Raw genomic sequence first — 25,796 nt, 5'->3', positions numbered from 1 at the left:
TGTTGGTCTCGACACGCCTCCGCCTAGCGGCTCCGGCGGCTCGACCAGCAGGGTCAGGGGAGGGCGCGGGAGACGCCTTGGGCTGAGACTTTGAGGGCGGAGACCAGGCGGAGGCGGTTGCGGCGGAGGTCGGAGACGACGATGCCGAGGGCGCCGACGACGCCGGAGCCGGTGGTGATCGGGACCGAGACCGAGCAGGCGCCGAGAGTCATCTCCTCGGCGGTGGTCGCGTAGCCCTCGGTGACCACCCGGTCGAGCTGGCGCCGCAGCAGGCCGGGGGTGGTGATGGTGTGGCGGGTGAACGGTCTGAGCGGGCCGGCCAGCACCCGGTTGCGTACGTCCTCAGGCGCATGGGCCAGGAGCACCTTGCCGACGCCGGTGGAGTACATCGGCAGGCGCGAGCCGACCGAGGAGACGATGGGTACGTTGCGGGTGCCGCGCAGCGTCTCGAGGTAGAGCACGTGGTCGTCCTCGCGGACGGCCAGATGGACCGTCTCGAGCGTCGCCCCGTAGAGGTCGTGGAGGAACGGGGCCGCGACCGAGCGCAGGTCGGTGGCGACCGGCGCGAGCAGGCCGGCGTCCCACAGCCGGCGGCCGACGACGTACGTCCCGTCCTCCTCGCGCACCAGAGCACCCCACTCGACCAGCTCGGCGACCAGGCGGTGGGCGGTCGGGAGGGAGAGGTCCGCGCGAGCCGCGAGCTCGCTGAGCGTGAGTCGGCGATGGCCGGCATCGAAGGCGCCGACGAGACCGAGGACGCGCGAGGCGACCGTGCGACCTCCGCTACCACCTGCCATATGACCCGCCCCCGCTTTCCACAGAGTCCATCGGCCCTTTCGCTCAGCGGAAGTCCGTGCTTTCATCGTACGCCTCCGCCACCTAGCGTTCGGAACGTGACAGCGCCCACCACGAAACAATCAGTCGAGACTCAAGCCGACCTCTCGGCCGAGATCGCCGAGCTCGAGAAGCTCAGCATCGAGGCAGACGCCGAGGGTCAGAACGTACGTCAGCCCTTGCTGGACTACCCGCCCTACCGATCCAGCATCCTGCGCCACCCCACCAAGGACCCGCGCCACGCCGACCCCGAGACCATCGAGCTGTGGGCCCCGTGCTTCGGCAACTCCGACGTGGACCCGCTCGAGGCCGACCTGACCATCGCCGGCAGCAACGAGCCGATCGGCGAGCGGATCACGGTCAGCGGCCGCGTGACCGACGGCGAGGGGCGCCCCGTGCGCAACCAGCTCGTCGAGATCTGGCAGGCGAACTCCGCCGGCCGCTACATCCACAAGCGCGAGCAGCACCCGGCGCCGCTCGACCCCAACTTCACCGGCGTCGGCCGTTGCCTCACCGACTCCGAGGGGCGCTACCGGTTTCAGACGATCAAGCCCGGCCCGTACCCGTGGGGCAACCACATCAACGCCTGGCGGCCGGCGCACATCCACTTCTCCCTCTTCGGGCGTGCGTTCACGCAGCGGCTGATCACGCAGATGTACTTCCCCAGCGACCCGCTCTTCGCGCTCGACCCGATCTACCAGTCGATCACCTCGCAGAAGGATCGTGATGCTCTCGTGGCGAGGTACGACCACGACCTCTCCACCCCCGAGTACTCGATGGGCTACAACTGGGACATCGTCCTGACCGGCCCGAGCCGCACCTGGACCGAGCCCGAGGAGGGCGACCTGTGAGCACCCCCGACCGGCCGACCCCGGGCCAGACGATCGGCCCGTTCTTCGGCTACGCACTCCCCTACGAGGGCGACGCCGACCTCGTCCCGCCGGGCAGCGCCGGCTCGATCCGGCTGCACGGCCGGGTCTACGACGGTGCCGGGAACCCCATCCCCGACGCCCTGCTCGAGATCTGGCAGACCGACGCCGATGGCGACATCCCGCAGGCCGAGGGGTCGCTGCACCGCGACGGCTGGACCTTCACCGGCTGGGGCCGCGCCGACACCGACCTGAACGGCCACTACACGTTCTCGACGGTGCTCCCTGGGGCGGCCAAGGACGGCGCGGCGCCATTCTTCGCTCTCACCGTGTTCGCCCGCGGCCTGCTCGACAAGCTGCACACCCGGATCTACCTGCCCGGGCACCCCGCCAACGCCGGCGACCCACTGCTGGTCTCGCTCTCCGAGGACGAGCGTGCGACGCTGGTGGCAACTGCGGACGCGACGGGGTTGCGGTTCGACGTCCACCTCCAGGGCGACCGCGAGACCACCTTTCTCACCTACGGCTGAGGAGTCGAATGTCGCTGCTGTGGCCCGGCGAGGAGCGCGCCGGGAACCTCTTCTCCGAGGCCGCCTACCTCGCCGCGATGGTGCGGGTCGAGGAGGCCTGGCTGGCCGCCGTCGCTTCCTCCGGGATCGCCCCGGCGGAAGCGCGTACGCCGCTGGCCGACCTGGTCTCCGCCGACGACGTCCCGGGGCTTGCCGAGGGTGCCGAGGCCGGGGGCAACCCCGTCATCGGCCTCGTCAAGCTGCTGCGCGGAAGGCTCGACGGTGAGGCCGCCCGGTGGCTCCACAAGGGCCTGACCAGCCAGGACGTGGTCGACACCGCGCTCGTACTCTGCCTCGCCGACGTGCTCGACCGGGTCGAGGACGAGCTCGCCGCGCAGGCCGGTTCGCTGGTCGGTCTTGCCCGGGACCACCGCGCCACGGTGATGTCCGGACGCACCCTGACCCAGCACGCGGTGCCGATCACCTTCGGGCTCAAGGCCGCGACCTGGCTCTCCGGCCTGAGCGATGCCGCCGAGTCCCTCCGCCGGACGCGTACGTCGCTGCCCGCCCAGATCGGCGGCGCGGCCGGCACCCTGGCGGCGGTCGTCGGCCTGGCCCGGCTCCGCGGTCTCGACGATCCCGTCGCCGCCGCCCACGAGGCGGCCACGACCGCGGCGACGACCCTCGGACTGTCCTCGCGAGCCCCCTGGCACACCAACCGCGCCCCGCTGACCGCGGCCGCCGACGCACTGGTCACCGCGGCCGACACATGGGGCCGGATCGCCACCGACACCACCCTGTTGACCCGCCCGGAGATCGGCGAGCTCGCCGAGCCGGCCGGCGAGGGACGCGGCGGATCCTCGACGATGCCGCACAAGTCCAACCCGGTGCTCTCGGTCCTCATCCGCCGCCACGCGCTCGCCGCTCCCCCGCTGGCCGCGACCCTCCACACCGCGGCGGCGAGCTACGTCGACGAGCGCCCCGACGGCGCCTGGCACGTCGAGTGGGAGACCTTGTCGACCCTCGCCCGCCGCAGCGCCGTCGCCGCCTCGCAGACCACCGAGCTCCTCGCCGGGCTCCGCGTCGACGCGGCCCGGATGCGCGCCACCGCCGAGGCGGCGGGTGCTGACCTGCTGGCCGAGCAGCGGTCCCTGACCGGGTTCGTGGGAGGCGAGATCCTGGCCGGCTCCGGTGCCGCGACCGGTCTCGACGACTACCTGGGGGCCACCGGCGCCCTCATCGACGCCACCCTCACCCGTGCCCACGAAGTCTGGAAGGACCTGCCATGACCCCGAGGATCACCCCCGTCGAGCTGGCCGGAGACCCGAGCAAGCCGATCCTGGTGGTCGGTCCGTCCCTCGGCACCTCGGTGACCGCACTCTGGGACGCCACCGCCGAGCTGCTCGCGGACAGCTTCCACGTCATCGGCTGGGAGCTTCCGGGCCACGGCCACGGCGCGCCGGCCGGCGAGGTGTTCTCCATGGCCGACCTCGCGGCGGGCGTGCTCGCATGCGTCGACCGCGTCCTCGCCGACCGCGGCGAGCGCCACGGCACCTTCGCCTACGCCGGCGACTCGGTCGGCGGAGCCGTCGGCCTCCAGCTCCTGCTCGACGCACCCACCCGGGTGAGCGCCGCGGTGCTCACCAACACCGGCGCCAAGATCGGCGAGCCCGAGGGCTGGAACGACCGGGCAGCGACGGTCCGCAAGGCCGGCACCGCCTCACAGATCGCCGGCTCGACCCAGCGCTGGTTCGCCCCCGGCTTCCTCGAGCGCGAGCCCGCCCGGGGCGGCGCCCTGCTCCACTCGCTGCGCGACGCCGACGCGGAGAGCTATGCGCTGGTCTGCGAGGCGCTGGCGGCGTACGACGTCCGCGGCCGGCTCGCCGAGATCGCCGCACCGGTCCTGGCGATCGCGGGCGTCGACGACGCCCCGACGCCGCCGGCCTCGCTCGAGGAGATCGCCGTCGGGGTGCGCAACGGTCGGCTCGTCAGCCTCGACGCCGTCGGCCACCTCGCCCCTGCCGAGGCGCCGCATGCCGTCTCCACCCTGATCACCTCCCATGTGACGGCCTCGGACCCGGGCTACGCGGCCGGGATGAACGTACGCCGCCAGGTGCTCGGCGACGACCACGTCGACCGGGCCACCGCCGCGATCACCGACGTCAACCGCGACTACCAGGACCTGATCACGCGCTACGCCTGGGGCACGATCTGGACCCGCCCCGGCCTCGCCCGCCGGGACCGCTCGATCGGCGTGCTCACCGCCCTGGTTGCCGGACGCCACTTCGAGGAGCTCGAGTTCCACCTCCGCGCCGCGCTCACCAACGGGCTGACCCGCGAGGAGATCATCGAGGTGCTCCTGCAGACCTCGATCTACGTCGGCGTACCCGCCGCCAACACCGCCTTCGCCGTCGCCAACCGGGTCCTGAACGAATGACGGGTCCCGCTGGTCGAGCCGCCGGAGCCGCTAGGCGGAGGCGTGTCGAGACCAACACGGTCTCATCGCCGCTCGAGTCGACCGTGTTGGTCTCGACACGCTCGCTGGCGCTCGCGGCTCGACCGGCGTAAGAACTTGGCCATGAAGCCACAGTCCGCGACCGTCGTAGGCGCCGGGCCCAATGGTCTGGCGGCCGCGATCGTGCTCGCGCAGCGGGGCGTGAGGGTCACGGTCCTCGAGGCCGCGGAGACCGTCGGCGGCGGGACGCGCACCGCCGAGCTGACCCTGCCCGGGCTGCGCCACGACATCTGCTCGGCGATCCATCCACTCGGCCTGGCCTCGCCGTTCCTGCGCTGTCTCGAGCTGGAGAAATACGGCCTGACCTGGCGCTTTCCCGAGATCGAGCTCGCCCATCCGCTCGACACGGGCACGGCCGCGCTCCTGCACCGCTCTCTCGAGACGACAGCCGCGGGTCTGGGCGTCGACGGCCGGCGCTGGGAGCAGCTCTTCGGCCCGGTCGTCCGCGGCTGGGACGCGATCTCGGACCACGTCCTCGGTCCGATCGTGCGACTCCCCCGGCACCCGTTCCGCCTGGCCGGCTTCGGGATGCGCGCCCTTCCACCGGCCGCCGTGCTCGCGCAGGCCTTCCGCGAGGAGGCGGCGAAGGCTCTCTTCGCCGGGTGCGCGGCGCATGCGTTCCGGCCGCTGGACCGCCCGGGCACGGCCGCCGTGGGCACCATGCTGGTGGTCGGCGGGCATCGCCTCGGGTGGCCGGTCGCCGAGGGCGGCTCCCACGCGATCACCCTCGCCATGGCAGAGCGGCTCGAGGAACTGGGCGGCACCGTCGTCACCGGCACCACCGTCAGCAACCTCGCTGATCTTCCCGACGCCGATGTCACCTTGTTCGACACCAGCCCCGGCGGCTTCGCCGACATCGCCGGCGCCGCCCTCCCCCAGCGGCCACGTCGGGCGATGCGGAGGTGGCAGCACGGCCCAGCGGCGTACAAGCTCGACCTGGCGGTCCGCGGACCGATCCCGTGGCGCGATCCCGAGGTCGGCCGCGCCGGGACCGTCCATCTCGGCGGGACGATCAGCGAGATCGCGACCAGCGAGCGGGAGATCGCAGCAGGCCGGATGCCCGAGCGCCCGTTCGTGCTGCTCGGTCAGCAGTACGTCGCCGACCCGTCCCGCTCGGCGGGAGATCTCAACCCCGTCTGGGCCTACGCGCAGGTCCCGCACGCCTATGAGGGCGACGCCACCGACGCGGTGCTGGCCCAGATCGAGCGCTTCGCCCCCGGCTTCCGCGACCGGATCGTGGCGACGCACGTCACCGCACCGGCCGACTACGCGGCGTACAACCTCAACTACGTCGGCGGCGACATCTCCACCGGCGCCAACACCCTGCGCCAGCTCATCGTCCGGCCCACCCTCGCCGGCTACGACACCGGGATCCCCGGGATGTTCCTCTGCTCCGCCGCCACCCCGCCCGGTGCCGGCGTCCACGGCATGTGCGGCTACCACGCCGCCCACCGCGCCCTGCGCCACCTGGCTGGGGCTCACTCCCCGGCGCGGTGATCGGCCCACCAGCCGGCCCACCTCGTGTCGAGCTGCCCGAAGTTGGCGCCCTCGAGGCCGTACGTGCTGAGGATGGCCATCGACGTACTGGCCGTGTCGGCGATCACCAGCAGGCCCTCGCCCCATGCGTCGACCGTCACGCCCAGCTGGCGGGTCGAGCGGAACCACACCTCGCCGGCCACGTCCTCGCCGGCGATCGTCGCTGTGTAGCGGCTGCCCCGGGGCTGCCCGGCGACGGCGTCGAGGCCGAGCCGCTCGATGACGGTGCCCGAGTAGGTGCCGCGATCGGCGAAGAACAGCGTGCGGCGGGTCATGCCGGGCCGGCGCTCGAGCGCGAACCGAAGCTGATGCATGAACGACGTCCAACCCTCGGTGACATCGTCGTAGTACGCGTCCCAGTCGGGGTTGCCGGACAACGGCGCGCGGGTCAGCGTGATTCGGACACCGTCGCCGTCCGGCTGGATGTCGAACCTGTCGCCGCCGTTGGCGACCAGCGTGCGCCGGTCGGCCTCCTCGACGACGTCGGTGAAGTAGATCGAGTCGATCTCGGCCTCGATCTCCTCCGTGTCCCAGCCGTGCCACTGTCGGATGGCGGCCGGATCCCGAAGCGCCTCCCACGCGGCATCGGCCGAGGCCGACGCGGTGACCTCGATCCGCGGCGTCTCGACGCGCTGAATGTCATTCATCACTCTGCTCCTGTTCGGACGGTTCGGTCACCGCGGCCGGGGCGGGATACCCGCCGATGACCACGCGGTACTGACGGCCGGTCGGGCTGTCGAAGCTTTCGGCCGTACGCCGCAGCGCTTCGGTCAGCTCCTCGGTGAATCTGTGTACGTCGGCGGCGTCAGCGAAGCGCACGGCGGCCTCGATCGTGAACGTGAGCAGGCGCTTGCCCTGGTCGTCTGCCTTGACCTGCATACGGGCCACATCCCGCACTGTGGCTGCCGCGACCCCGACCAGGTGGTCGGCGGCGAACTGGTCCATGATCCGCCCGTCGCTCTCAGCAGACGCGGATCCGCGGTCCATCACTGATGGGTCGACCACGATCGCACCCGGCTTCGCACGGACGATCCGCTCCACGAATCCGCGGCGCTGCCGCTCCTCGACCAGCTCCACCAGTCCGGCTGATTCGAGGGCCCGTAGGTGGTAGTTCACCCGCTGGCGAGGCAGCTCGAGCACGGCGGCGAGCCGGGTGGCCGAGGTGGGCTCCTGCAGGTGACCGAGCAGCTGCCGACGAATGGGCGACAGCGCCGCGGCCACCCGGTCCGGCTCGTCGACATAGATGATCCCGTTGCTCACACGGTTCAGGATGCAATTGACAAACTGATTTGTCAATTGAGTCACGAGATTGGCCAGCACCCGGACCACCCCAGAAACCAGGTGCCATCGACGTACGTCCTGGCTAACGTCGCACGCATGCCGCAAGCCCGACTGCGCACCGAGCGCCTCGACCTGGTCCCGCTGTCCGAGGAGCATCTGCCGTTCCTGGTCGACCTCAACTCCGACCCGGTGGTGCTGCGCCATCTGTTCACCCGCGCGCTCACGCCAGCGGAGACCGAGGAGCGGATGCACAAGTGGATCCGGGTGGCGAAGGAGACGGAGGGGCAGGGCAAGTGGATCGGCTACGTCGCCGGTGAGGCCGTCGGGCTCTACATGTTCGAGCCGCCCGACAGCCCGCCGCGCACCGATGCCGCCGAGCTCGGCTACCGGCTCCCGCAGCGCCACTGGCGCAAGGGTTACGCGAAGGAGGGCTCGCTCGAGCTGCTCCGCCACGGGTTCGAGGACCTCGGGATCGATCGGGTGATCGCGCAGACGATGGCCGTCAACGAGGCGTCCCGCGCGACCATGGTCTCGGTCGGGATGAGCTTCGTACGCGCCTTCCACGAGACCTTCGAGGAACCGCTCGCCGGGCACGCCGACGGCGAGGTCGAGTACGAGATCACCCGCGAGGCCTGGTTGGTGTCCGAGCAGAGCAGATAGGACCTCACCTGTCAGCGACGGACAGGCCGACCTTCGCTCCCGGTTCCTCGAAGTCCTCGAGGTTGCGCAGCGTCCGGATCGGGCTCCCCCAGAGAACGACCGGCCCGAGCAGGAGCACCGCTGCGGATACGAGGAGCGTGAGACGGGGACCGATCAGCTCCGCACTCAGGCCGGCCACGAGGCTGCCGACCGGAATGACTCCCCACGACACGAACCGCACGGTCGCCATCACGCGTGAGAGCAGCTCCGGCGGGCTGGCGACCTGCCGGTAGGTCCGGGTGACCACGCTGCCCGGCACGACGCTGCCGGCGAAGAGCAGGTTTCCGGCAGCGAAGCAGACCCAGCCGGCCCAGCCGCTGCCGAGCGGGATCACCGCCGCCCCGACCGCACCGAGCAGGCCCTCGAACATCAGCACCCTGGCGGAGCCGAATCGACGAACCAGCCAGGGTGTGATCGCGGCGAAGACGAGCGAGCCGATGCCCTCGGAGGCGAGCAGGACGCCGACGAGACCGGGCGGGGTGTCGAGCTCGTGGACCAGGTAGTAGGCGAACAACGCGAGCTGAACGCCGCACACGAAGTTGACCACACAGGCCCACCATGTGGCCGGCGCCATCACCGGGTGCCGGGTCACGAACCGCCAACCCTCGGCCACCATCGATGCGATCGACTCCGAGGTGTCGCCCTGGGGCTGACGACGCTCGGGAAGCCGTTGCAGCAGGATCGCTGAGCCGAAGTACGAGAGAGCATCGACGAACAGCGCGGGGACGGCGCCAATCACCTGGACAAGCACACCGCCGAGCGACGGCCCACCCAGCTGGGTCGCGGCGTGAGTGCCGGAGATGAGGCTGTTCCGGCTGGTCAGCTGCTCTTTCGGGACCACGCTCGGCAGGAACGTCGTGTTCGCGGCGAAGAAGAGAACCTCGGCGAAGTTGACCGCGAGTGCGACGACCAGCAGCTGAACCAGCGTGAGGCCGCCTGCCCACCACACCAACGGAACACTGAGGATCGCGGCGGCGCGCGCGAGATCCGCGAGGACCTGTACGCGGCGCAACGGGAGTCGCTGCACGATCGCACCCGCGGGCAGGCCGATGAGAATCCAGGAGAGATACCCGGCCGCCGCGAGCAGCCCCATCTCGAACGCGCTCGCCCCCAGCACCGTCACCGCGGTCAGCGGCAATGCGACCGCAGTGACCGCGGTCCCTACGCCACTCAGGGTGCCGGCGGACCAGTAAAGCCAGAATGACCGCGCCACGCGGCGTACCTCTTCCATCCGAGCCCTTCCGAGTGAGTTCCAAATTGGAACTATATGCAACCATGTAAGCGCCGAGACCGCCACCCGAATTGCCCGACCGATCAAGGAGACGCCGATGCGCCGCGACGACCTCACCGACGCCGACTGCGGGATCGCGCAGGCGCTCGGAATCATCGGCGACTGGCAGAGCCTGCTGATCGTGCGCGAGTGCGCCGCCGGGGTGACCCGGTTCGACGGCCTGGTCCGTGAGCTCGGGCTCAGCCGTCGCGCGCTCACCGAGCGGCTCAACTCGCTCGTCGCCGACGGCGTCCTGGCCAAGCACGCCTACACCGACCGCCCGCTGCGCTACGACTACCAGCTGACCGGGCGCGGCCGCGGGCTACTGCCCGTCCTGGTCGCTCTCCAGGAGTGGGGAACGCGGTACGTCATGGGCGATGGCACCCTGACCGCGACCGCCGGACCGGACGAGGAGCGCCGCCTCGAGGACCTGCTCGGCACGACGCCGCCGGACGTCGAGATCACGTCGCACCGCGACACCCGCCTCCACCTGACCGGCGAGGACACCTGGACCGTCGCCTTCTTCTTCCCCGGTGCCTATGCGCCGAAGAGCCACGGCTACCCCCCGGGCTGGGGCGATATCCCCGGGACCCGGGGCTGCACGCTGGAGTGCCAGACGTACGCCGAGCACTACTCCGACTTCACGACGCTCGGCGCCCGCGTGGTCGGGGTGAGCACCCAGCGCCCCGACCAGCTGGCCGCGTTCGCGGAACATGCAGACCTGCCGTACGACCTCGCCTCCGACGCCGACGGGGTTGCCGCGGGCGCCTATCGGCTGCCGGTCTTCCGCGCCGGCGGCACTGACCGGCTCAAGAGGGTCTCGCTCCTCCTGGACCCGGCCGGCGTCGTGCGGCACGTCCAGGCCCCGATCACCGACCCGGGCGGATCAGTCGAAGACATGCTCACTGTTCTCAACGAACGAACTTCCGCCACCGACGCCACCGGCCCGAGGACGCAGCAGCCCAGGAGGTAGGCTGCGAGCACGCTCGTGGTGCAGGAACCCGGTGAGAGTCCGGGGCGGTTCCGCCACTGTGTTGTCCGTGCCCGGCACGGACACAGCCAGACACTGGCCGCGGGCTATCCGACCGATCGACGGGGCGAGAACCCCTAGGAGGAACTCGGCATGGCCGACTCTGCACGCGTACGCATCGCCCTTCTGTCCACCTCGGACACCGACCTCCTCTCGGCCCGTGCCAGCGGCGCCGACTACACCTGGGCGAACCCGTCGCGGGCGAGCGACCTCGAGTCCGTCGTCGCCGAGGCCGATCTGGTCGTGTTCCGGCTCCTCGGCTCGCCGACCGACCTGTGGGACGGGCTGAGCGCGGTCAAGGAGCGCGGCACCCCCGTGGTGGTCCTCGGCGGCGAGCAGCAGCCGAGCGCCGAGCTGATGGAGCACTCGACCGTCCCGATGGGCGTCGCCGCCGAGGCCCACCGCTATCTCGCCGAGGGTGGTCCGGCGAACCTCGCCCAGCTGCACGCGTTCCTCTCCGACACGGTCCTGCTGACCGGGTTCGGGTTCGAGCCGCCTGCCATCGTGCCGGCCTGGGGGTTCGCCGACCGTGTTGGACTCGACACGCCTCCGCCTAGCGGCTCCGGCGGCTCGACCAGCGGGAAGGCGCGGATCGGGGTCCTCTACTACCGCGCCCACGAGACCAGCGGGAACACCGCGTTCGCGCACGCGCTGGCCGACGCCATCGACGCGACCGGCACGGCCACCGGCGTACCCGTCTTCGCGGGCTCCCTGCGCTCCGCCCCCGACGACCTCTACGAGGCGCTCGGCACCCTGGACGCGCTGATCGTGACCGTGCTCGCGGCCGGCGGCTCGGTGCCCGCCTCGGCGAGCGCCGGCGGCGAGGACGAGGCCTGGGACGTGGAGCGGATGGCGGCGCTCGACATCCCGGTGCTCCAGGGCCTGTGCCTGACCAGCTCACGCGCGGAGTGGGAGGCCTCCGACGACGGCGTCACGCCCCTCGACTCGGCCAACCAGATCGCGATCCCCGAGTTCGACGGGCGGATCATCACCGCGCCGTTCTCGTTCAAGGAGCTCGACGAGCAGGGTCTCCCCCACTACGTCGCCGATCCCGAGCGCACGGCACGAGTGGCCAGGATCGCGGTCAATCACGCCCGCCTGCGGCACACGCCCAACCAGGACAAGCGCCTCGCCCTGGTCCTGTCGGCCTACCCGACCAAGCACGCCCGCATCGGCAACGCGGTCGGCCTCGACACCCCGGTCTCCGCGATCCGGATGCTGCGCCGGCTCCGCGAGGAGGGCTATGACCTGGGCACCGACAACGAGGTCGTACGCATCCTCGACGCTGGCTCGACTGAAGAGGGCTCCGACACCGCTGCCGGCGACGCGCTGATCCACGCGCTGATCGCCGCCGGAGGTCAGGACGAGGAGTGGCTGACCAACGCGCAGCTGACCGACGCCCACGTCCGGATCTCGAAGGCCGACTACGACGCCTGGACCGAGGATCTCCCTGCTGACCTGCGGGAACAGATGGTCGAGACCTGGGGGCCGCCGCCGGGCAACCTGTTCGTCAACGACGAGGGCGAGCTCGTCCTGGCCACGCTCCAGGCGGGCAACATCGTCATCCTGATCCAGCCTCCGCGCGGGTTCGGCGAGAACCCGGTCGCGATCTATCACGACCCGGACCTTCCCCCCAGCCACCACTACCTGGGTGCCTACCGCTGGCTGGAGAACGGCTTCCGGGCCGACGCCGTCGTGCACCTCGGCAAGCATGGCTCGATGGAGTGGCTGCCCGGCAAGAACGCCGCGCTCTCGGCGTCCTGCGGCCCGGATGCGGCCATCGGCAACATGCCGCTGATCTACCCGTTCCTGGTCAACGACCCCGGCGAGGGCGCCCAGGCGAAGCGCCGTGCGCACGCCACGATCATCGACCACCTGGTGCCGCCGATGGCGCGCGCTGAGTCCTACGGCGACATCGCGCGGCTGGAAGGGCTGATGGAGGAGTACGACCGGATCTCCTCCATGGACCCGGCCAAGCTGCCCGCCATCCGCGGCGAGATCTGGCAGCTGATGAAGGCCGCCGAGCTCCACCGTGACCTCGGCATGGAGGAGCGGCCCGAGGACGACGACTTCGACGACTTCATGCTCCACATCGACGGCTGGCTCTGCGAGATCAAGGACGCCCAGATCCGCGACGGGCTGCACGTGCTCGGCGCCGCGCCGGAAGGTGAGGCACGGGTCAACCTGGTGCTCTCGATCCTGCGCGCCGCGCAGGTGTGGGGCGGCGTCGGAGGCGCCGTGCCCGGGCTGCGGGCGGCGCTCGGGCTCAAGGAGGGCGCCGACACCCGGGCCGTCGACGAGATCGAGACCCAGGCTCGCGGCCTGGTGGAGCGGATGGACGCGGCCGGCTGGGACCCGGCGGTCGCCGAGACGCTCCACGACGACCCCGCCGTGCAGCAGGTGCTCGTCTTCGCCGCCGAGCAGGTGGTGCCGCGGCTGAACGGGACGACCGACGAGCTGTCCGCCGTCCTGCACGCGCTGGACGGCGGCTTCGTCCCCGCGGGACCGTCGGGCTCGCCGCTGCGGGGGCTCGTCAACGTACTTCCCACCGGACGCAACTTCTACACCGTCGACCCGCGCGCGGTGCCGTCGCGGCTGGCGTGGCAGACCGGGCAGGCGATGGCCGACTCGCTGCTGCAGCGCTACCTGGACGAGACCGGCGACTACCCGACCTCGGTCGGGCTCTCGGTGTGGGGCACGTCCGCGATGCGTACCTCCGGCGACGACGTCGCCGAGGTGCTCGCGCTGCTCGGGGTGCGACCGGAGTGGGACGAGGCCTCCCGCCGCATCACCCACCTCGACGTCATCTCGCTCGAGGAGCTCGGGCGGCCCCGGATCGACGTGACCGTACGCATCTCCGGGTTCTTCCGCGACGCGTTCCCGCACGTCGTCTCGATGCTCGACGACGCGGTCCGGATGGTGGCCGACCTCGACGAGCCGGCCGAGGACAACTTCGTCCGCGCGCACACCCTCGAGGACCTCGCCGACCACGGCGACCAGCGCCGCGCGACGTCCCGGATCTTCGGCTCCAAGCCGGGTTCGTACGGTGCCGGGATCCTGCAGGTCATCGAGGCGGGCAACTGGCGCTCCGACCAGGACCTCGCCGAGGTCTACACGGCGTGGGGCGGTTTCGCCTACGGCCGCGACCTCGACGGCGCCCCGGCGGCCGACGACATGCGCGCCAACTACCGCCGGATCAAGGTCGCCGCCAAGAACGTCGACTCCGCCGAGCACGACATCGCCGACTCCGACGACTACTTCCAGTACCACGGCGGCATGGTCGCCACCGTCCGCGCGCTGACCGGCAGCGAGCCGAAGGCGTACGTCGGCGACTCCACCTCCCCCGACGCCATCAAGACCCGCACGCTGCAGGAGGAGACCAACCGCGTCTTCCGGGCCCGCGTGGTCAACCCGCGCTGGATCTCGGCGATGCAGCGCCACGGCTACAAGGGCGCCTTCGAGCTGGCCGCGACCGTCGACTACCTCTTCGGCTTCGACGCGACCGCCGGCGTGGTGCAGGACTGGATGTACGAGAAGCTCGCCCGCGAGTACGTCCTGGACGAGACCAACCAGGAGTTCATGCGATCCTCGAACCCGTGGGCGCTGCGCGGGATCGTGGAGCGGCTGCACGAGGCGGCCGAGCGGGGGCTGTGGGCCGAGCCCGACCCCGAGGTCGTCGCGGCCATGCAGGAGATCTATCTCGACATCGAAGGTGATCTGGAGGAGGAATGAGTTCTTCTGGCAAGCGTCGGATCAAGATCATCGGGGTCGGCCCCGGTGACCCCGACCAGGTCACCCTCGAGGCCGTGACCGCGATGCGGTCGGTCGACTACTTCCTGGTCACCGACAAGTCGGGGACGGCCAAGGGCGGGATGCCGGATCCGCTGGTGCGGGCCCGCGAGGAGCTGCTCGACCGCCACCTGACCGCTCCCGCGCGAGTGGTGAAGGTCGACGACGCTCCCCGCGAGCGTCGCGAGGAGTTCACCGGGACCGACGCGGAGTACCGGAAGGCCGTCGCCGACTGGCACCGCGCCCGGGTCGATCGCTACCTCGCCGTGCTGGCCGAGAACCCCGGCGACGTCGGCTTCCTGGTCTGGGGTGATCCGGCCTTCTACGACTCCACGATCCGGGTCGTCGACCAGATCACCGCGCAGCTCGACGTCGAGGTCGACGTGATCCCCGGGATCTCCTCGGTGCAGCTGCTGGCCGCGCGCCACCGCCTGGTGCTCCACGACGTCGGGCGCCCGCTCTACGTCACCACCGGCCGCGCGGTGCTCGATGCCGTCGAGGCCGGGCACGACAACCTCGTGGTGATGCTCAACCGGGTCGTCGACCTCCCCGGGCTCGAGGACTGGCGGATCTGGTGGGGCGGAAACCTCGGCACCCGTGAGGAGGAGCTGGTCGCGGGGGTGGTCGGCGAGGTGCTCCCGGCGATCGAGTCGGCTCGGGCACGGTTGCGAGAGACGTCGGGGTGGGTCATGGACATCTACCTCCTGCGGGCACCGAAAGCATGAGCGGGCTGCTGGTCGCCGGCACCACCTCGGATGCCGGCAAGTCGGTCGTGACGACCGGGCTGTGCCGGGCGTTCGCCCGCCGCGGCGTCAAGGTGGCGCCCTACAAGGCCCAGAACATGTCCAACAACTCGATGGTGGTCTCGACAAGCTCGACCACCGGAGTCGATGACGGGGCGACGGCCGAGATCGGCCGAGCCCAGTGGGTGCAGGCCCGCGCCGCGCAGGTCACCCCGGAGCCGGCGATGAACCCGGTGCTGCTCAAGCCCGGCTCCGACCGCCGCAGCCACGTCGTGCTGATGGGGCATCCCGCGGGCGAGGTGTCCTCGCACGACTGGGAGGCGGGGCGCCGGCATCTGGCGACCGCGGCCCATGCCGCGTACGACGATCTCGCCTCTCGCTTCGACGTGATCGTCGCGGAGGGAGCGGGCAGCCCGGCGGAGATCAACCTGCGGGCCGGGGACTACGTCAACATGGGGCTGGCACGGCACGCCGGGCTGCCGACCGTGGTCGTCGGCGACATCGACCGGGGCGGGGTGTTCGCGGCGATGTACGGCACCCTGGCCCTCCTCGAGCCCGAGGACCAGGCTCTGATCAGCGGTTTTGTGATCAACAAGTTCCGCGGTGATCTCGGGTTGTTGAAGCCCGGGCTCGAGTCGCTGGAGTCGCTCACCGAGCGTCCCGTCTTCGGCGTGCTGCCCTGGGAGCCGTCGCTGTGGCTCGACTCCGAGGACGCGCTCGACCTCGACGGGCGGCGTGCGGAGGCCGGTGCCACCCGCAAGGTAGCGGTCGTACGCCTCCCCCGGATCTCCAACTTCACCGACGTCGACGCGCTCGGCCTCGAACCGGACCTCGACGTCGTCTTCGCCTCCTCGCCTGCTGACGTCGCCGATGCCGACCTGGTAGTCCTGCCCGGCACCCGGTCCACGATCAGCGACCTGGCCTGGCTCCGCTCGCGTGGCCTCGACGTCGCGATCGTCGAGCACGTACGCCGCGGCCGCCCGCTCCTCGGGATCTGCGGTGGCTTCCAGATGCTCGGCGGCGTGATCGCCGATCCCGACGGGGTAGAGGGGTCCGTGACGGAGGTCGAGGGGCTGGGACTGCTCGACGTACGCACCGACTTCACCCCCATCAAGAACCTCCGCCTGCCCACCGGGTCCGCGCTCGGGGTCGAGGCGAGCGGCTACGAGATCCACCACGGCCGGATCACCCGCGGCGACGGAGTCACCGAGTTCCTGGGCGGCGCGCGAGCCGGACAGGTCTTCGGCACGATGTGGCACGGCAGTCTGGAGGGGGATGCCCTGCGCGGCGCCTTCCTCGAGGCGACGCTCGACCGGGCCCCGTCCGAGGTCTCCTTCCCGGCTGCCCGTGAGCGCCGGCTCGACCTGATCGGTGACCTCGTCGAGGAGCACCTCGACCTCGACGCCCTGCTCGACCTCGCTCAGGGGAACGCTGGTCGAGCCGACGTCGTGAGGGACGAACGACGTCGTGTCGAGACCAACACAGTGCCCTCGAGCGCGGCAGCGGACCGTGTTGGTCTCGACACGCCTCCGCCTAGCGGCTCCGGCGGCTCGACCAGCGGGGGCGTCGGCTCGACCAGCGGAGGCGGCTCGACCAGCGGGGGCGGCTCGACCAGCGGAGGCGGCTCGACCAGCGGGGGCGGCTCGACCAGCGGGGGCGGCTCGACCAGCGGGGGCGGCTCGACCAGCGGGGGGATCATCCGATGAGGCTTCTGATCCTGGGCGGGACCGGGGAGGCGCGGGATCTGGCGGCGCGGCTGGTCGAGGCGGGGGTGGATGTCACGTCCTCGCTGGCCGGGCGGGTGGCGCGGCCGCGGCTGCCGGCGGGGAAGGTCCGGATCGGGGGGTTCGGTGGGGTCGAGGGCCTGAGGGGGGCTCTCGACCAGTTCGATGCCGTGGTCGACGCTACGCATCCGTTCGCGCGCGGGATGTCGGCCAACGCGGTGGTGGCCTGTGCGCAGACCGGCCACCCCCTGCTCAGGCTGGAGCGGCCGGGCTGGCCGGCGGACCCGTCCTGGGCCTACGTCGACACCCACGACCAGGCCGCCGAGCTTGCCGCTGAGCTGGGGGAACGTCCGTTCATCACGGTCGGCCGCCAGGAGCTCGCCCGGTTCGTCCCGGCACTGGCCGGGCACGCGGCACTCGCCCGCGTCGTCGACCGGCCGGAGCTCGATCTACCCGAGCCCTGGACGCTGCTGACCAGCCGCGGGCCGTACGACCTCGACGGCGAGCTGGCGCTGATGCGAGAGCATCGCAGCGACGTGCTCATCACCAAGGACTCCGGCGGCAGCTACACGTGGCCGAAGATGGAGGCAGCTGCTGAGCTGGGGCTCGCGGTGGTCGTGGTGCGGCGCCCCAGTGGGCCCGGGGAGGTCACGACGGTCAACGACGTCGACGACGCGGTGTCCTGGGTGCTGCGGTCGGCGGGCGCTAGGACCGAGGATCCGACCTCGTGAACGACTTCACAAGGTCGGATCCTCTGTCACAGGCGAGAATCCTCGTGGGTATGTCCGTGACCGACGTCGACCGGCGCGATGACCTGCGCGCTTGGGCCGACGAGCACGCCGCCGACCTCGCCTTCCTGCAGATGGGCGACCCGTCGCTCTCCCGCGAGCTGACCCGGCTCGCCGATGAGGGCGCCGCCACGATCACCCTGGTCGGCGTCAGCCTCGGCCCGCTCGCCCCTGGCCACTCCTGGCTCCGCCGGATCGCTGCGCACTGGTGGCGTGAACGCTCCGGAGACCGCCCCGAGATCCAGGTCGCGCCCCGCCTGGCCACCACCCGCGACCACCTCACGTTCCATGACCCCCGGCCGATCACCGGCACCGAGCCCGGACTCACCTCGCCCGCCTGGGAGCGGGTCCCGGACCACGTACGCCAGGTCCTGATCTGCCGCGGCCCGCGCTGCACCGCGAAGGGCTCGGAGGAGACCGCCAGGGCCGTGATCCTGGGTGCGATGGAGGCCGGTCTCGGCGACGACGACCTGCTGATCACCCACACCGGCTGCCAGTTCCCGTGCAATCAGGCGCCGGTGCTCAGCGTCCAGCCCGACGATGTCTGGTACGGCAACGTGGAAGCGGCCGCCGCCCGGGTGATCGTGCGTGAGCACCTGGCCGACGGCCGCCCCGTGGAGGCCTACCGCCTCCCCCGCTGCTGAACCTTCTCGTGGCCTGCTCACAGGCTCGCGGCAAGGGCCTTTCGCTCCGCGACGGCGCGCTCCGCCGCGTACAGCCTGATCACCAGGCCGGTCAGCGCCACCCCGAGCACGCCCCACATCGTGGCGAGCGTGATCAGTGAGGCCCGGCGGAAGAACCACAACGTGTCGGCCGGGAAGTCCCCGACCTCGTTGACCGTCGTGAACAGCTCCCCGGCGACGACCATGACGACCAGGTAGGCAGCGATCGCGCCGACCACGGCCGCATAGGTGCCGAGCCTCCCGCGCAGCCGCACGGCGGCGTACGTCACGACCACCGCCGCAACGACCGAGAGCGCCTGGAAGGCGAAGTAGACCGCGGTGCGGACTCCGATGGTGTCTCCGCTGCCGACCGCCGGTGGGGTCGCCGGGTACTTGAGGAAGGGCACCAGCGCGACCGCGACGAACCCGATCAGGGTGACGAGCGCGGTCGACTGTCCCGGCGTGAGCCGTCCGAGACGACCCATCGTGCCCGCGGCGACCAGCCCGAGGATGCCCCCGAGCGCGACGCCGACGGCCAGGGTGCCGGTCAGCAGCCCCCAGGTGCTCTGGTTGGTGCGGGAGACCTCGGCGGCCTCTTCCTCACCGCCCTCGGCCTCCTCGGCCGCATGGGAGTGCGAGTGCCCGTCGGCACCGGCCTCCAGCGCGATGGCAGCACCGACCTGCGGCTCACCGACGGAGTACGCCACCAGGAAGGTGGCGACTCCGGCGAGGAGTCCAGCTAGCAGGCCGCGTACGAGAAATGCACGCGCACTCATCAGTGGCAGGGGTAGCCGAGCAGGTGACGACCGTCGTGGACCCACTCGTGGACGAGCGTGCCGGACGGGATCGAGACGGCGCCCTGGTCGGCGCTGATGAAGAAGAGCACCAGAAGACCGAGCAGACCGAAGAAGAGCGCCCAAGGGGCGAGCTCACGGAGCGGGATGGTGGGCAGAGCGGCGCCGGCGACGGGTGCCACAGCGTGCTGAGACATATGTCCTCCTCAGGGATACCTGCGTCCCTGTTCGTTGGGGTTGGACGGACACTCGGGTCTGACTCCACCGCCGCGAGGCGGTGTCACAGTAGCGCGACTGTGCCGGAGTTCCACCGGCTTCCTCATGTCCGTTGCGTGCACTATAGCGGGATCTCAGCGGAGCCACTGGTTGCCGACGAGGTTGGTGAGATCGGCGATGTCGAGCCTCGGCTCGATCCCGGACTCGGGCGCGAGCCCGAAGTGCTCGAGCGAGCGGCGGACCCACTCGGCGGCGTCGATGTTGATCGGACCGGAGACCCACATCGCGTACGGCAGGTTCACGAACCGCTGCTCCTTGACAGCGGTCAGGTCGCGCGAGGCCGGGTGGGCCTGGAGGACCTTGACCTTCTCCTCGTAGGACTGGCCGGGGTAGTCCACGAAGTAGATGACGTCGGGGTCGGCGGCAGCGAGACGCTCCCAGCCGACCTCGGTCCAGGTGTCCTCCACGTCGGCGGTCGCGTTGGTCACCCCAGCGGTGTCGAAGATGGCCTGCGGAGCGCCGAAGGAGCCGGAGGTGAAGATCGCGTCGGTGCCGGAGTCGAAGAGGAACGCGGTCGGCGCCTTCGCAGGCCTGGGCGCGTTCTCCAGGGCCTCGCGGCGCGCGTCGATGTCGGCCGCGACCCTCTTCGCCTCCGCGCCATGGCCGGTCAGCCGACCGATGTTGAGCAGGTCGGTACGCAGCGCCGTCCAGGCCTCCATCGTGCCGCGGTCGCCGTCCTCCTGGCGGCAGGACTCACTGAGCAGGTAGGTCTCGATGCCGTGCTCCTCGACGGTCTCCGGGATCAGGTTGCGCGACTCGCTGAACCCGTAGTTCCAGCCGGCGAACATCATCTGCGGCTTGAGAGCGAGGACGGTCTCGAGGGTCGGGTAGTCGTCGCCGACGACCGTCAGCTCATCGACCCGGTCCTTCGGGTAGGCCAGCTCGAGCAGCTCCTGATCCCGGGCGATGCCGGTGACCGCGACGAGCTCGTCGCGGGCGCCGACGGCCAGGGCGATGGAGATGATCCCGCCGTCGTAGGCGTAGAGCTCGGTGACCGGCGCATCCACGGTCACCTTCTCGCCACAGTTCTCGACGGTGATCGCGCCCTGCCCGGCGGTGCCGGCGGCGGTCTCCTCCGTCCCGCAGGCCGTGAGGATCGTCGAGCCGAGCGCGAGCGCGGCGAGGCAGGCGAGGACGCCGCGACGTACGGGGATGGTCGGGAGAGAGATCATGCCGAGTGGTCCTTCCGGGGGTGGATGAGGAGATGTGCCTGATCGAGGTGCGGGTGGGGCACCTGGACGGAGCCGACGCCGAAGTGGAGATCGACGCTGATCGCGTCGAGCACCTCGGCAGGCGGGCCGTGGGCGACGACGGTCGCCGGACCCGCCTCGGGGTCGCTGCCCGGGGGCCGACCCAGAACCGCCAGCTGGTCGAAGGTACGGAGCGCCAGGTCGAGGTCGTGGATCGTCGCGACCAGGGTCTCGGCCCGGTCGGCGACGGTCTGCAGCAGCCGCAGCTGCCAGGCGACGTCGAGATGGTTCGTGGGCTCGTCCAGGAGCATCACCGGGCTCTCCTGGGCGAGGCCGCGAGCGAGCACCGCCCGGCGCCGCTCGCCGCCGGAGAGGCGGTCGCAGGGGTCGTCGATACGGTCGGCCAGGCCGACGGCGTCGAGCGCCGCCCGGACGATCTCGCGCTCCTGACGACCACCTCGCGACCACGGCCGGGTGCGCGGCACCCGGCCCAGCGCCACCATCTCCCCGACGAGCAGCTCGGCGGAGGCGACCTCCTCCTGGGGGACGTACGCCAGCCGGCGGGCGCGTTCGCGCGAGCCGATCCGGGAGGTCTCCTGGAGCCGACCGGAGTCGTCGGCGAGCTGGGCCTGCCCCACGCTCGGACGCAGTACGCCGGCGAGGATGCGCAGCAGCGTCGACTTCCCCACCCCGTTCACGCCCACGATCCCGAGGCTGGTCCCCGCAGGTACGTCGAGGTCGATGTCGCGCAGCACCTCACGCTCACCCAGACGGGCCCCGACCCCGCGCAGCCGCAGCACCGGACCGGTGCTCATCGCTCGCCGCCGAACCGATAGCGGCTGCGGCCCATCAGCAGCAGGAAGAGCGGTGCACCGACAACGCCGGTGACCACCCCCAACGGGATCTCCTGCGGTCGGGCCACCATCCGCGCGAGCACGTCGACCCACAGCAGGAAGAGCCCGCCACCCAGTGCCGCGACCGGGAGCACCACCCGGTGCCGAGCCCCGACGAGCAGCCTGGCGGCGTGCGGCACGATCAGGCCGACGAACCCGATCCCGCCGCTCACCGCGACCAGCACGCCGACCAGCACGGAGAGGCCGACGAACAGGGCGCCGCGCAGCGCCACGACGTTCACACCGAGCGCCGCCGCGGTCTCCGGCCCGGCGGCGAGCGCGTCCAGCCAACGGTGCAACGCCAGCATCCCGGCGGCGAGCACGAGGCCGACGACCGCGGGCACCCACAGCTTCTCCCAGCTGGCGCCGCCGACACTGCCGAGCATCCAGAACATCACCGAGTTGGCGGCCCGCGGGTCGTCGCTGGCGAAGACCAGGAAGGAGGAGATCGCGGAGAGCCCCGAGGAGAGCACCACCCCGGAGAGCACCAGCCGGATCGGGGTCAGTCCGCCCTGCGCGGTCGCCACCAGCCAGACCAGCAGCGCTGCCCCGATCGCCCCGAGCAGGGCACCGGTCGAGACCGCGTAGATCCCGAAGCCGACCAGGGCGCCGGTGGTGATCGCAGCCGTCGCCCCCACTGCTGCGCCGGAGCTGATGCCGAGCAGGAACGGGTCGGCCAGCGGGTTGCGCACCAGGGTCTGCATGCCGGCGCCGGCGACGGCCAGCCCGGCGCCCACGACGAGCGCCATCAGCGCGCGGGGCAGCCGCAGCTCCCACACGATCACGTCCCATCTCCCGGGGGTCTCCCCCTCGAGCCGGTCGGTCACCGTCGCAACCACATCGGCGAGCGGGATGTGCTCGGACCCGAACGCCAGGGACGCCACCACGCTCAGCGCCGAGGCGAGCAGCAGCCCCGCCACCAGCGGTAGGAACGGGACGCGTCGTCTCCCGGCGCGATCGCGGGCGCGAGCACGGGCACGGTCTTCCACGGCGGTCGGCCTCTCAGGTCCTCTGGACCCTGGTCGCGAGGGCCGTGACGTACATCTGAGCCGACAGGTTTTCGGACTCGGGTTCACCCGGCGAGGCCGCCTTCCCAGGGACACGTCCCCAGTGGCTTGCTGGCATCGCCGTCGCCCTCACCGCTGCGCGCCAGTCCCGGATTCTCACCGGAGTTCCCTGGCATCCATCAGGATGCGTTCGACTCGGCGCCGAGGCTAGCACGGGTCGTAGAACCGGTGCCGGGGATGTTTCCGACGACACAGCGAAGCACAAGATCTAGGAAGTTGCATTGGTGTAATTCCCGCATATAGTGGTCCTCGCAGCTGGTTCTCCTTCCTCGGCGACGGGGCGGGAGAGGCAAGAGGGAACCCGGTGTGAGTCCGGGACTGCCCCGCAGCGGTGAGTGGGAACGACCGCCGTCACGAAGCACTGGGAGCAAGCCATGCCCCTGGGAAGCGACGGCCACTAGGACCGAGCACGAAGCCCACGAGTCCGAAGACCTGCCAGTGCCCACCTCATGGTGGGGTCCGCGACCTCGAGGGAAGGTCAGGGGATCGAGCGCGTACGACGCTGTCCTCTCCTGCCCCCGGAACGGATGCACGAGACATCCGAGCGGGCCGCGAGGCCCGCGGGCGAAGGGGGCACGAGAGAAGATGATCGACACCGAGGGTCTACCGATCCGCACGGAGAAGTCGGCGTACGTCTTCGACTATCCGATGGCCGAGGACCTGGCCAAGAAGCAGCGGAGCATCTTCTGGACGGCCGAGGAGATCCCGGTCGAGAACGACAAGCAGGACTTCCTGGTCAACATGACCGACGCCGAGCAGGCCGCGGTCAAGACGACGCTGAAGCTGTTCACCATCTACGAGCTGATCCTGGGCGGCGAGGTGTGGGGCGACCGGCTCTTCCACTCCTTCCCGCGGCCCGAGGTCCAGATGATGACCAACGCCTTCTCGTTCGCCGAGCTGAACATGCACGCGCCGTTCTACGCGAAGCTCAACAAGACCCTGATGATCGACACCGAGGAGTTCTACGACTCCTACAAGAACGACCCGGTGCTGGCCGAGCGGATCGCCTTCGTGTGGGAGGCCATCGCCGACGAGGACCTGCTCTACGCGCTGAGCGTCTTCACGCTGATGGAGAACTGCGTCCTCTACTCCAACTTCGCCTTCCTCAAGCACTTCCAGTCCGGCGGGAAGAACCTGCTGCAGAACGTGATCAGCGGCATCAACTTCTCCGCCCGCGACGAGAACCTGCACGCCACCGGCGGCGCCTGGCTGTTCAACACCACGCTGGACGAGTACGCCGCCACCGTGCCGGCCGACAAGTTCGAGGCCGAGCGCTCCGACCTGTTCGAGCGCGTCCGCGGCGTCGCCGAGCACCTCTACGCCCACGAGGCCCGGATCGTGGAGATGCTCTTCGCCCACGGGCCCATCACCGGCATCGACCAGGCCGACCTGGAGGCCTTCGTGAAGTCCCGGGTCGACATGACGCTGGAGAACATGCGGATGGAGCCGCTGTTCGGGGTCGAGGACAACCCGATCGCCGAGTGGTTCTACAGCGGCATCAACGGCACCCAGTTCCACGACTTCTTCCAGGTCACCGGCAACGAATACAACCGCAACATCGGCGAGACGGAGTTTGAGTTCTGATGGGCAGCAACAGCAACTGGGAGGCGCTCTCCGCCGAGCGCAAGGCGCTGCAGGCCGAGGGCGTCGTGCCCGTCTTCATGACCACCGCGGGCTACGCGATGTTCAAGGCGAAGTACACCGTGGAGGGCCAGAGCGTCCGCGAACGCTACGAGACGATCGCCGCCACCGCCGGCGAGCTGGCCGACGAGATGTACGCCCGTGAGGACGGCACCTCGTGGACCGAGAAGTTCTTCGAGGCGATCTGGAACGGCTGGCTCTCGCCGTCGACGCCGGTGCTCTCCAACCTCGGCACCGACCGCGGCCTGCCGGTCTCGTGCGAGGGCTCCTACGTGGAGGACTCGGTGTGGGGCTTCTACGAGACCCTCAAGGAGGCCGCGATCCTGTCGCAGAACGGGTTCGGCACCTCGGCGTACCTCGGCGACGTCCGGCCGCGCGGCGCGAAGTTCAGCGACAACGGCAAGGCCAACGGCGTGGTCCCGGTCTTCTGCAACTTCGTGGAGATGACCAACCAGATCAGCCAGGGCGCCACCCGCCGCGGCTCCTGGGCGGGCTACCTGCCGGTGGACCACCCGGACTTCTTCGAGCTCGCCGATCTGATCTTCCGCGAGCCGGCCAACAAGAACGTCGGCTGGATCTTCAGCCAGGCGTTCATCGACCGGATGCTGGCCGGCGACAGGGATGCTCTGGAGCGCTACCAGCGGGTGCTGAAGATCCGGGTGGTGCTCGGCAAGGGCTACATCTGGAAGGTCGACACCGTCAATGCGGCCCAGACCGAGTCGTACAAGGCCAACGGGCTGGAGAACAAGGCCTCCAACCTGTGCTCGGAGATCACCCTCTTCTCCGACGAGGACCACTCCTACACCTGCGTGCTCTCCTCGCTGAACCTGTCGACCTACGACGAGTGGAAGGACCAGGACACCGCGTACGTCGCGACCGTCTTCCTCGACTCGGTCGCCGAGGCGTTCCTGCGCAAGGCGCGTACGATCCGCGGCCTGGAGCGGGCGGTGCGCTACACCGAGAAGGCCCGCAGCCTGGGCCTGGGTGTGATGGGCTACCACGACTACCTGCAGAAGCAGCGGGTGCCGTTCGAGTCCGACAAGGCCGCGGCGCTCAACACCGACATCTTCGAGCACATCTCCGCAGCGGCCGACGCCGCGTCGCGGTGGATGGGCTCGGTCGCGGGCATCCCGGAGTGGTGCGTCGGGCGGCGCAACTCCCACCTGATGGCGATCGCGCCGACGATGAGCACCGCGGTGATCGTCGGCGGCACCAGCCAGGGCATCGAGCCGTACGTCGCCAACGTCTGGAACCAGACCACCTCGGCCGGTGAGATGCCGCGGGCCAACCAGAACCTCGTCGAGGTGATGAAGGAGCGTGGCGTCTACGACCAGGCGCACATCTCCGACATCATCGACAACGGTGGGTCCGTGGCTCATGTGGACTGGCTCGACGACCACGAGAAGGACGTCTTCAAGACCGGCTACGAGATCGACCAGGAGGTCCTGCTCGCCCGGGCCTCGGACCGACAGGTCTACATCGACCAGGCGCAGTCGCTCAACCTGTTCTTCCAGGCCGACGCGACGCCTCAGTACATCAGCAAGATCCACAAGCTCGCGCTGCTCGACCCGAACATCAAGAGCCTCTACTACCTGCGCTCGCGGGCCGGCATCCAGGCCAGCAAGCAGTCCCGCTGAACCCGTTTTCTCGACGAGAGGTACGACCATGAACGAGAACCCGACCACC

The 25,796-nt window shown here is 70.6% G+C and carries 23 protein-coding genes and 4 riboswitches; of the genes, 14 read left to right on the top strand and 9 right to left on the bottom strand.

Features of this window, described 5'->3' with window-relative positions; all coding sequences use genetic code 11:
* Positions 1 to 53: 53 nt before the first annotated feature.
* The gene (locus BLT25_RS17180) at positions 54 to 797 is read right to left on the bottom strand and encodes an IclR family transcriptional regulator (protein ID WP_091048338.1); all 744 of its coding nucleotides are present in this window, start codon (positions 795 to 797) and stop codon (positions 54 to 56) included.
* Positions 798 to 893: 96 nt separating this feature from the next.
* Between BLT25_RS17180 and pcaH the strand changes: the two genes are divergently transcribed.
* From pcaH to BLT25_RS17155, 5 genes are all read left to right on the top strand, one after another.
* On the top strand, positions 894 to 1,685 hold the full coding sequence (gene pcaH, locus BLT25_RS17175) for a protocatechuate 3,4-dioxygenase subunit beta (protein WP_256328639.1): 792 nt from the start codon (positions 894 to 896) through the stop codon (positions 1,683 to 1,685).
* On the top strand, positions 1,682 to 2,233 hold the full coding sequence (gene pcaG, locus BLT25_RS17170; RefSeq protein WP_091048333.1) for a protocatechuate 3,4-dioxygenase subunit alpha: 552 nt from the start codon (positions 1,682 to 1,684) through the stop codon (positions 2,231 to 2,233). Before pcaH ends, pcaG begins: the two co-directional genes overlap by 4 nt.
* 8 nt (positions 2,234 to 2,241) lie before the next feature.
* Positions 2,242 to 3,501 (top strand): lyase family protein, encoded by a 1,260-nt coding sequence (locus BLT25_RS17165; RefSeq protein WP_091048331.1) that lies wholly within the window; start codon positions 2,242 to 2,244, stop codon positions 3,499 to 3,501.
* Positions 3,498 to 4,649 (top strand): bifunctional 3-oxoadipate enol-lactonase/4-carboxymuconolactone decarboxylase PcaDC, encoded by a 1,152-nt coding sequence (locus tag BLT25_RS17160; RefSeq protein WP_091048329.1) that lies wholly within the window; start codon positions 3,498 to 3,500, stop codon positions 4,647 to 4,649. The genes BLT25_RS17165 and BLT25_RS17160 overlap by 4 nt, the downstream gene beginning before the upstream one ends.
* A 141-nt stretch (positions 4,650 to 4,790) precedes the next feature.
* Positions 4,791 to 6,224, top strand: a complete 1,434-nt coding sequence (locus BLT25_RS17155; RefSeq protein ID WP_091048327.1) for a phytoene desaturase family protein — start codon at positions 4,791 to 4,793, stop codon at positions 6,222 to 6,224.
* On the opposite strand, the gene BLT25_RS17150 is transcribed toward BLT25_RS17155, so the two are convergent.
* Both BLT25_RS17150 and BLT25_RS17145 read right to left on the bottom strand, forming a co-directional pair.
* Entirely contained in the window at positions 6,206 to 6,910 is a 705-nt protein-coding gene (locus tag BLT25_RS17150) for an SRPBCC family protein (protein WP_091048325.1), read from the bottom strand. The two genes, BLT25_RS17155 and BLT25_RS17150, sit on opposite strands and share 19 nt — an antisense overlap.
* Positions 6,903 to 7,583 (bottom strand): ArsR/SmtB family transcription factor, encoded by a 681-nt coding sequence (locus BLT25_RS17145; RefSeq protein WP_256328638.1) that lies wholly within the window; start codon positions 7,581 to 7,583, stop codon positions 6,903 to 6,905. The genes BLT25_RS17150 and BLT25_RS17145 overlap by 8 nt, the downstream gene beginning before the upstream one ends.
* Positions 7,584 to 7,640: 57 nt before the next feature.
* Between BLT25_RS17145 and BLT25_RS17140 the strand changes: the two genes are divergently transcribed.
* On the top strand, positions 7,641 to 8,204 hold the full coding sequence (locus BLT25_RS17140) for a GNAT family N-acetyltransferase (RefSeq protein WP_091048320.1): 564 nt from the start codon (positions 7,641 to 7,643) through the stop codon (positions 8,202 to 8,204).
* Between the two features lie 4 nt (positions 8,205 to 8,208).
* Here BLT25_RS17140 and BLT25_RS17135 read toward each other — a convergent pair whose 3' ends face one another.
* Positions 8,209 to 9,456 (bottom strand): MFS transporter, encoded by a 1,248-nt coding sequence (locus BLT25_RS17135; RefSeq protein WP_218131388.1) that lies wholly within the window; start codon positions 9,454 to 9,456, stop codon positions 8,209 to 8,211.
* Between the two features lie 115 nt (positions 9,457 to 9,571).
* Between BLT25_RS17135 and BLT25_RS17130 the strand changes: the two genes are divergently transcribed.
* The 6 genes from BLT25_RS17130 (at position 9,572) to BLT25_RS17105 (ending at position 18,231) form a co-directional block, all read left to right on the top strand.
* The gene (locus tag BLT25_RS17130; RefSeq protein ID WP_091048315.1) at positions 9,572 to 10,486 is read left to right on the top strand and encodes a winged helix-turn-helix transcriptional regulator; all 915 of its coding nucleotides are present in this window, start codon (positions 9,572 to 9,574) and stop codon (positions 10,484 to 10,486) included.
* Positions 10,486 to 10,603, top strand: a riboswitch (cobalamin riboswitch). It overlaps the preceding gene by 1 nt.
* 33 nt (positions 10,604 to 10,636) lie before the next feature.
* On the top strand, positions 10,637 to 14,275 hold the full coding sequence (gene cobN / locus BLT25_RS17125) for a cobaltochelatase subunit CobN (protein ID WP_091048313.1): 3,639 nt from the start codon (positions 10,637 to 10,639) through the stop codon (positions 14,273 to 14,275).
* Positions 14,272 to 15,057 carry a precorrin-6A synthase (deacetylating) gene (cobF, locus tag BLT25_RS17120; protein ID WP_091048311.1) on the top strand — a complete coding sequence of 262 codons (786 nt, stop codon included), beginning with the start codon at positions 14,272 to 14,274 and terminating at the stop codon, positions 15,055 to 15,057. The genes cobN and cobF overlap by 4 nt, the downstream gene beginning before the upstream one ends.
* Positions 15,054 to 16,781 (top strand): cobyric acid synthase, encoded by a 1,728-nt coding sequence (locus BLT25_RS17115; RefSeq protein ID WP_256328637.1) that lies wholly within the window; start codon positions 15,054 to 15,056, stop codon positions 16,779 to 16,781. The genes cobF and BLT25_RS17115 overlap by 4 nt, the downstream gene beginning before the upstream one ends.
* Entirely contained in the window at positions 16,778 to 17,530 is a 753-nt protein-coding gene (locus BLT25_RS17110) for a cobalt-precorrin-6A reductase (protein ID WP_091048308.1), read from the top strand. The genes BLT25_RS17115 and BLT25_RS17110 overlap by 4 nt, the downstream gene beginning before the upstream one ends.
* A gap of 50 nt (positions 17,531 to 17,580) precedes the next feature.
* Complete coding sequence (locus tag BLT25_RS17105) at positions 17,581 to 18,231, top strand: (2Fe-2S) ferredoxin domain-containing protein (RefSeq protein WP_091048306.1); 651 nt, start codon at positions 17,581 to 17,583, stop codon at positions 18,229 to 18,231.
* 17 nt (positions 18,232 to 18,248) lie between these two features.
* Here the strand turns inward: BLT25_RS17105 and BLT25_RS17100 are convergent, their stop codons facing one another.
* The 5 genes from BLT25_RS17100 to BLT25_RS17080 form a co-directional block, all read right to left on the bottom strand.
* Entirely contained in the window at positions 18,249 to 19,025 is a 777-nt protein-coding gene (locus tag BLT25_RS17100; protein ID WP_091048304.1) for a CbtA family protein, read from the bottom strand.
* Positions 19,025 to 19,240 (bottom strand): CbtB domain-containing protein, encoded by a 216-nt coding sequence (locus BLT25_RS17095; RefSeq protein ID WP_091048302.1) that lies wholly within the window; start codon positions 19,238 to 19,240, stop codon positions 19,025 to 19,027. Before BLT25_RS17095 ends, BLT25_RS17100 begins: the two co-directional genes overlap by 1 nt.
* Positions 19,241 to 19,296: 56 nt before the next feature.
* Positions 19,297 to 19,362, bottom strand: a riboswitch (cobalamin riboswitch).
* Between the two features lie 31 nt (positions 19,363 to 19,393).
* On the bottom strand, positions 19,394 to 20,491 hold the full coding sequence (locus tag BLT25_RS17090; RefSeq protein WP_091048299.1) for an ABC transporter substrate-binding protein: 1,098 nt from the start codon (positions 20,489 to 20,491) through the stop codon (positions 19,394 to 19,396).
* Positions 20,488 to 21,324: an ABC transporter ATP-binding protein gene (locus BLT25_RS17085; RefSeq protein ID WP_091048297.1), complete on the bottom strand. Its 837-nt coding sequence runs from the start codon at positions 21,322 to 21,324 to the stop codon at positions 20,488 to 20,490. Before BLT25_RS17085 ends, BLT25_RS17090 begins: the two co-directional genes overlap by 4 nt.
* A complete protein-coding gene (locus BLT25_RS17080; RefSeq protein WP_256328665.1) occupies positions 21,321 to 22,325 on the bottom strand; it encodes a FecCD family ABC transporter permease in 1,005 nt (334 codons plus the stop codon). The genes BLT25_RS17085 and BLT25_RS17080 overlap by 4 nt, the downstream gene beginning before the upstream one ends.
* Before the next feature lie 110 nt (positions 22,326 to 22,435).
* Positions 22,436 to 22,619, bottom strand: a riboswitch (cobalamin riboswitch).
* Between the two features lie 89 nt (positions 22,620 to 22,708).
* A riboswitch (cobalamin riboswitch) is annotated at positions 22,709 to 22,924 on the top strand.
* Positions 22,925 to 23,054: 130 nt separating this feature from the next.
* Between BLT25_RS17080 and BLT25_RS17075 the strand changes: the two genes are divergently transcribed.
* The gene (locus tag BLT25_RS17075; RefSeq protein WP_091048293.1) at positions 23,055 to 24,053 is read left to right on the top strand and encodes a ribonucleotide-diphosphate reductase subunit beta; all 999 of its coding nucleotides are present in this window, start codon (positions 23,055 to 23,057) and stop codon (positions 24,051 to 24,053) included.
* On the top strand, positions 24,053 to 25,747 hold the full coding sequence (locus tag BLT25_RS17070; protein ID WP_091048291.1) for a ribonucleotide reductase N-terminal alpha domain-containing protein: 1,695 nt from the start codon (positions 24,053 to 24,055) through the stop codon (positions 25,745 to 25,747). The genes BLT25_RS17075 and BLT25_RS17070 overlap by 1 nt, the downstream gene beginning before the upstream one ends.
* Positions 25,748 to 25,796 lie beyond the last annotated feature (49 nt).

Source organism: Nocardioides sp. YR527, assembly GCF_900101045.1.
In the GTDB taxonomy this organism is placed as follows: domain Bacteria; phylum Actinomycetota; class Actinomycetes; order Propionibacteriales; family Nocardioidaceae; genus Nocardioides.
The sequence above is the reverse complement of the archived record's forward strand: the minus strand, read 5'-3'. Positions and strand labels throughout refer to the sequence as shown.